Source organism: Rubrivirga sp. (genome assembly GCF_049648075.1).
Lineage (GTDB): Bacteria > Bacteroidota > Rhodothermia > Rhodothermales > Rubricoccaceae > Rubrivirga.
Window position 1 is genome coordinate 1 of record NZ_JBARYR010000436.1, and the last position, 4,538, is coordinate 4,538.

Annotated in this window: 6 protein-coding genes; 5 read left to right on the top strand and 1 reads right to left on the bottom strand. The window is 69.1% G+C overall.

What is annotated here, in order from left to right:
* From WBA11_RS12385 to WBA11_RS12400, 4 genes are all read left to right on the top strand, one after another.
* Positions 1-192 (top strand): hypothetical protein (locus tag WBA11_RS12385; RefSeq protein ID WP_424520987.1); only part of this gene is annotated, 192 nt, incomplete at its 5' end.
* Positions 189-890: a hypothetical protein gene (locus WBA11_RS12390; RefSeq protein WP_424520988.1), complete on the top strand. Its 702-nt coding sequence runs from the start codon at positions 189-191 to the stop codon at positions 888-890. The genes WBA11_RS12385 and WBA11_RS12390, both read left to right, overlap by 4 nt.
* A gap of 220 nt (positions 891-1,110) precedes the next feature.
* Complete coding sequence (locus WBA11_RS12395; RefSeq protein ID WP_424520989.1) at positions 1,111-2,283, top strand: N-acetylmuramoyl-L-alanine amidase family protein; 1,173 nt, start codon at positions 1,111-1,113, stop codon at positions 2,281-2,283.
* A gap of 189 nt (positions 2,284-2,472) precedes the next feature.
* The gene (locus WBA11_RS12400; RefSeq protein WP_424520990.1) at positions 2,473-2,988 is read left to right on the top strand and encodes an adenine phosphoribosyltransferase; all 516 of its coding nucleotides are present in this window, start codon (positions 2,473-2,475) and stop codon (positions 2,986-2,988) included.
* A gap of 53 nt (positions 2,989-3,041) precedes the next feature.
* Here the strand turns inward: WBA11_RS12400 and WBA11_RS12405 are convergent, their stop codons facing one another.
* Complete coding sequence (locus WBA11_RS12405) at positions 3,042-3,437, bottom strand: Rid family detoxifying hydrolase (RefSeq protein ID WP_424520991.1); 396 nt, start codon at positions 3,435-3,437, stop codon at positions 3,042-3,044.
* A gap of 177 nt (positions 3,438-3,614) precedes the next feature.
* Here WBA11_RS12405 and mnmA point away from each other — a divergent pair.
* Positions 3,615-4,538, top strand: a 924-nt coding sequence (gene mnmA / locus WBA11_RS12410; protein ID WP_424520992.1) for a tRNA 2-thiouridine(34) synthase MnmA, incomplete at its 3' end; no start/stop codon positions are given.

A 4,538-nucleotide genomic window follows, 5' to 3' on the forward strand; every position in this document is an offset into this window, starting at 1 on the left:
GACGACGTCCGCGCGCTCTCGCTACGGCTCAACGACCTCGACCTCGAGGACGTCATCGACTGGGAGGAGCCCGCGGAGTCGTTCGGCGTGCCGACGTCTCCCTCGCGCACGGCGGCCCCTGAGATCCAGGCCGTCCGCGAGGGCGCCGCGCCCGCGCCCGTGACCACCCCTGACTCGACCCGCCAGCGATGAGAACGAGCACGCTGTTGATCGCCACGCTCGCGCTGGCGGCGAGCGCTCCGTCGGCTCAGACGGGGAACGCCCTGGTCTCGGCAGAGGCCGACGCCGTCCACTCCTTCGAGATCCGGGACGGCCAGATCTACCTCGACGGCCGGCACCTCCCTGACGCGGTCCCGCCCGGCCTCGACTTGGCTGGATACGACGGAGAGCTGACCTTTAGCGGTCCTGTCGCGCCCCTCCTCGAGATCGACGGCGCCCCGTTCGTCCTCGAGGCCGACCGGCTGACCCCGCTCTCGATATCGAGCCGCGCCGGTAACCCCGTGTACATCGTCGACGAGGCGACCTCGACGGACGCGCTCCCGCGCGAGCAGATGCAGCCCATCATCGAGGCCGCCTACATGCGCGACGTCGCGGACTCGGACCGGACGCTCTACGACCAGATGCGCCGCGAGGCCGACCTCGAGGCCGAGGTGACGTCGCTCGCGAACCAGCTCCGCGACCTCCCCGACGGCGACGAGCGCTCTGGACTCCACGACGAGCTGCGACGCCAGCTCTCAGACTTGTTGTCGCTCAAGCACCAGATCCGAGCGCAGGAGTTCGACCTCGCGGGACGGCGCCTCGAGGCCGCTCGCCAGGACCTCGAGCGGCGCCGTAGTCTCCACGACGCGATCGTGGACCACCGGCTCCACGAGTTGGTCGGGGAACGGTAGAACGACGCCTCACCGGCACGTTCTGCCGCCGTCTTTGACCGAGAGCACAGACGTGGTAGGTTGTGGTCCCCCCCGGACCAGAGGCCTCGTCGGTAGCGCAGTCGATCCAGTCGGATCGGTTGCCTGCGGAGACGGCCTTTTGGCTCGACGCCCTACAGCAGCGTCGCGATGGCACGGTTTTTCCCTGTCGTCGGGCGCCCCTCTTTAGATCGCGTCCCCCATGCTGCGCCTCGCCTGCCTCGCCGTCGCCCTGATCGCTGGGCCTGCCCACGCCCTCGTCGATCTCGAGCGCGTCTCGTTCGACTCTGCCGGGGACGGCGTCGTCGCCCGCATCCAAACGTCCGAGCGTGTCCGCGCCTACAGCGTAGACCAAGTGGGCGGCAGCCTCGAGGTCGTGCTCTACAGGACGCGGCTCTCGTCCTCGATGCGGCAGGAGGCTGCCCAAGGTCCCGTCCGGGGGTACCAGTTCGAGACCGGCCCCGACCGCGTTACCCTCCGCTTCGAGGCCGACCCGTCGTTCAACGTGCGGGCCTACCCCGACCGCGAGAGCGACGACCTGTTGCTGTCGTTTGCTCGAAGCCCACGTCCTCGGTCGGACACGTGGGGGAGCGGCGTCGTCCGCGTCGAGCCCGAGCCCGTCGTGACGTCGCGCGGCCCGTTTCCAGGTGGGGAACGCGTCGACGTCCCTGAGGGCGGGGAAAACTGGCGCCTCGACACCATCGTCCTCGATGCGGGCCACGGAGGGAGCGACCCCGGCGGCGTCGGGATCGGGATCACGGACCGGGACATCGGCTTCGCGGTCGTGAACCTTCTGGGGCCGATGATCGAGCGAGAGCTCGGGATCAACGTCGTCTACACGCGCGAGACGGACGTGTTCGTCGAGGTCCGCGAGCGAGGCCGGATCGCCAACCGCGAAGGGGGCAAGCTGTTCATCTCCGTCCACGGCAACGTGGGTCCAGAGGCCGCCTACGGGACCGAGACCTTCTTCCTGGCGCCGCGCGGCTCCGGCAACGCGCGCGAGGTGATGGAGCGCGAGAACAGCGTCATCGAGCTCGAGAGCGACCCCAGCCTCTACGCCGACTTCCACGACGAGGGCGACATTCTGGCCTCGCTCGCGATGAGCGCGTACCAGGAGGAGAGCCAGTACCTCGCGAGTCTGATCGAGCGGGAGTTCGTCCGAGCGGGACGGCGGAGCCGTGGCGTGAAGCAGGACAACTTCATGGTGCTGTGGGCGGCCTCGATGCCGGCCGTGCTCGTCGAGGTCGGGTTCCTGACCAACCCGGACGAGGCGCGGTACCTGCGCTCGGAAGAGGGCCAAGTCGAGACGGCGCGCGCCATCCTCGAGGCCGTCCGTCAGTACCAGCAGGCCTACGAGCAAGGCCTCGGCGGATAGGCTACGCGTCCGCCCCCGGACGAGACTCGCGCAGTCGGGACACCGCCCTCGAGGACGTCGCATCGACGAGGGTACAAAGGCCGCGTTGTGCGCCCTCGAGGGCGGAGAGCCGACGCGATCTCGCTCCGTCATGGACCCTCGCCTGCGTCCTCGAGGTCGGAGGATTCCCTCGCCACAACACCTGCCGCGGTGCCCGACTTTCTCTCCGCCCTCCGCACCGTCCCCGACTTCCCCAAGCCGGGGATCGCTTTCAAGGATCTGACGCCGGTCCTGGCCGACCCCGCGCTGTTCTCCGCACTCCTCGGCCGTCTCGTCGAGCCGTGGACCGACGCTGGCATCACGCACGTCGTCGGCATCGAGGCTCGGGGGTACTGGCTCGGACCCGCGATCGCCGACCGACTCGGCGCCGGGTTCGTGCCTGCTAGGAAGCCGGGCAAGCTTCCCGCCGCCACGTTGCGCGAGACCTACGACCTCGAGTACGGGCGAGACGCCTTGGAGCTTCACGCCGACGACCTCCCCTCAGCGGCCCGCGTGCTCGTGCACGACGACGTGATCGCGACGGGCGGTACCGCTCGTGCCGCGTGCCGGCTCGTCGAGGCCGCCGGCGCGACGGTCGCTGGAATCTCGTTTGCCGTCGAGATCGCGTTTCTCAAAGGACGCGCTACGCTTCCCGACGTGCCGATCGATGCCGCCATCGAGGTCTGACCCGACAGCGAGGACGAAAGCGAGGTCATCCCTCTGTCGCGTACCCCTTCGAGTTACCGCACCGCGATGCAACTGATCTCGATTCGCGCGTCGCGCGGCAGCTCTCCGACCTCGAGGGCCTCGCGGGCCGGCGTCGCGCCGCTGAAATAGCGGGCGTAGACCTCGTTCACCAACGCGTAGTCGCTCATGCTGCGCAGGAAGAGCGTCACCTGAACGACGTGCGCGAAGTCCATGTCGGCCGCCTTGAGCACCGCGCCGATGTTGTCCAGGATCTGCGTCGTCTCGTCCTCGATGTCGCCCTCGATCATGCCCCCCGTCTCCGGGTCGAGCCCGATCTGACCGGACACGTAGAGCGTGTCCCCGACCAACAGCCCTTGGCAGTACGGGCCGATGGCGGGCGGGATGTTGGCGGCCTTGATTCGTTCGCGGCGCGTGGGCTCGTCTGCCATCAGGTACGTGTGTTGCGAGGCCCGAAACTGCAGATCTGACCCCGGCAGACGGGCGAAGATGAGGACAACTCCCGGTGGAGGTCTGACGCCACACGCTCTCCACAGCGTCGTCGCGGTGCGGTCACGTCGTCCTCGAGGGCGGGCCCTACCTTTCGGTCGTTCCTGCCCCCTCCGCCCGTGAGCCGCCATGGCCGCGTGCTCGTCGCCATGAGCGGCGGCGTCGACTCGTCTGTTGCAGCCGGCCTCTTGCACGAGGCGGGCTACCAGGTCGTGGGCGTGACCATGAAGACGTGGGACTACGAGACGTCGCTCGGCGGGTCCGGCGTGTCGCGGAAGCAGTCGGGCTGCTGCTCGCTCGACGACATGAACGACGCCCGCGCCGTCGCCGTCCGTCTGGGCGCGAGCCACACCGTCGTCGACATCCGGGACGAGTTCGGCGGATGGGTGATCGACCGGTTTGCGAGCGACTACCTCGAAGGCCGGACGCCCAACCCGTGCGTGCTGTGCAACACGCACATCAAGTGGGCCGCGCTCATGAAGCGGGCCGATGCGCTCGGTTGCGACCACATCTCGACGGGCCACTACGCCCAGGTCCGAGAGAAGGACGGACGGCACATCGTCAGCCGTGGTGTCGACGACACCAAGGATCAGTCGTACGTGCTGTGGGGCGTCGCGCAGGAGCACCTCGCGCGGACCCTGTTTCCGCTCGGCGGCTTGGAGAAGACCGAGATCCGGCGGCTCGCGTCCGAGATGGGCATGGAGCACGTCGCCGGCAAGAAGGACTCGTACGAGATCTGTTTCGTCCCCGACGACGACTACCGCGGCTTCCTGTCGCGCCGCCACGATCTGGCCGCCCTCGAGGGCGGAAAGTTCGTCCACGTCGCGACCGGCGAGACCTTGGGCACGCACGCCGGCTACCCGTTCTACACCGTCGGGCAACGCCGCGGCTTGGGCATCGCGCTGGGCGAGCCGGCCTACGTGGTCCGCATCGAGCCCGAGACCAACACCGTCGTCATCGGCTCCGCGGCCGACCTCGAGGGCCGAACCCTCCGCGCCGACGGCGTCGTCTGGGGCGCGCGAGCCGGCCTCGAGGGCGAGACC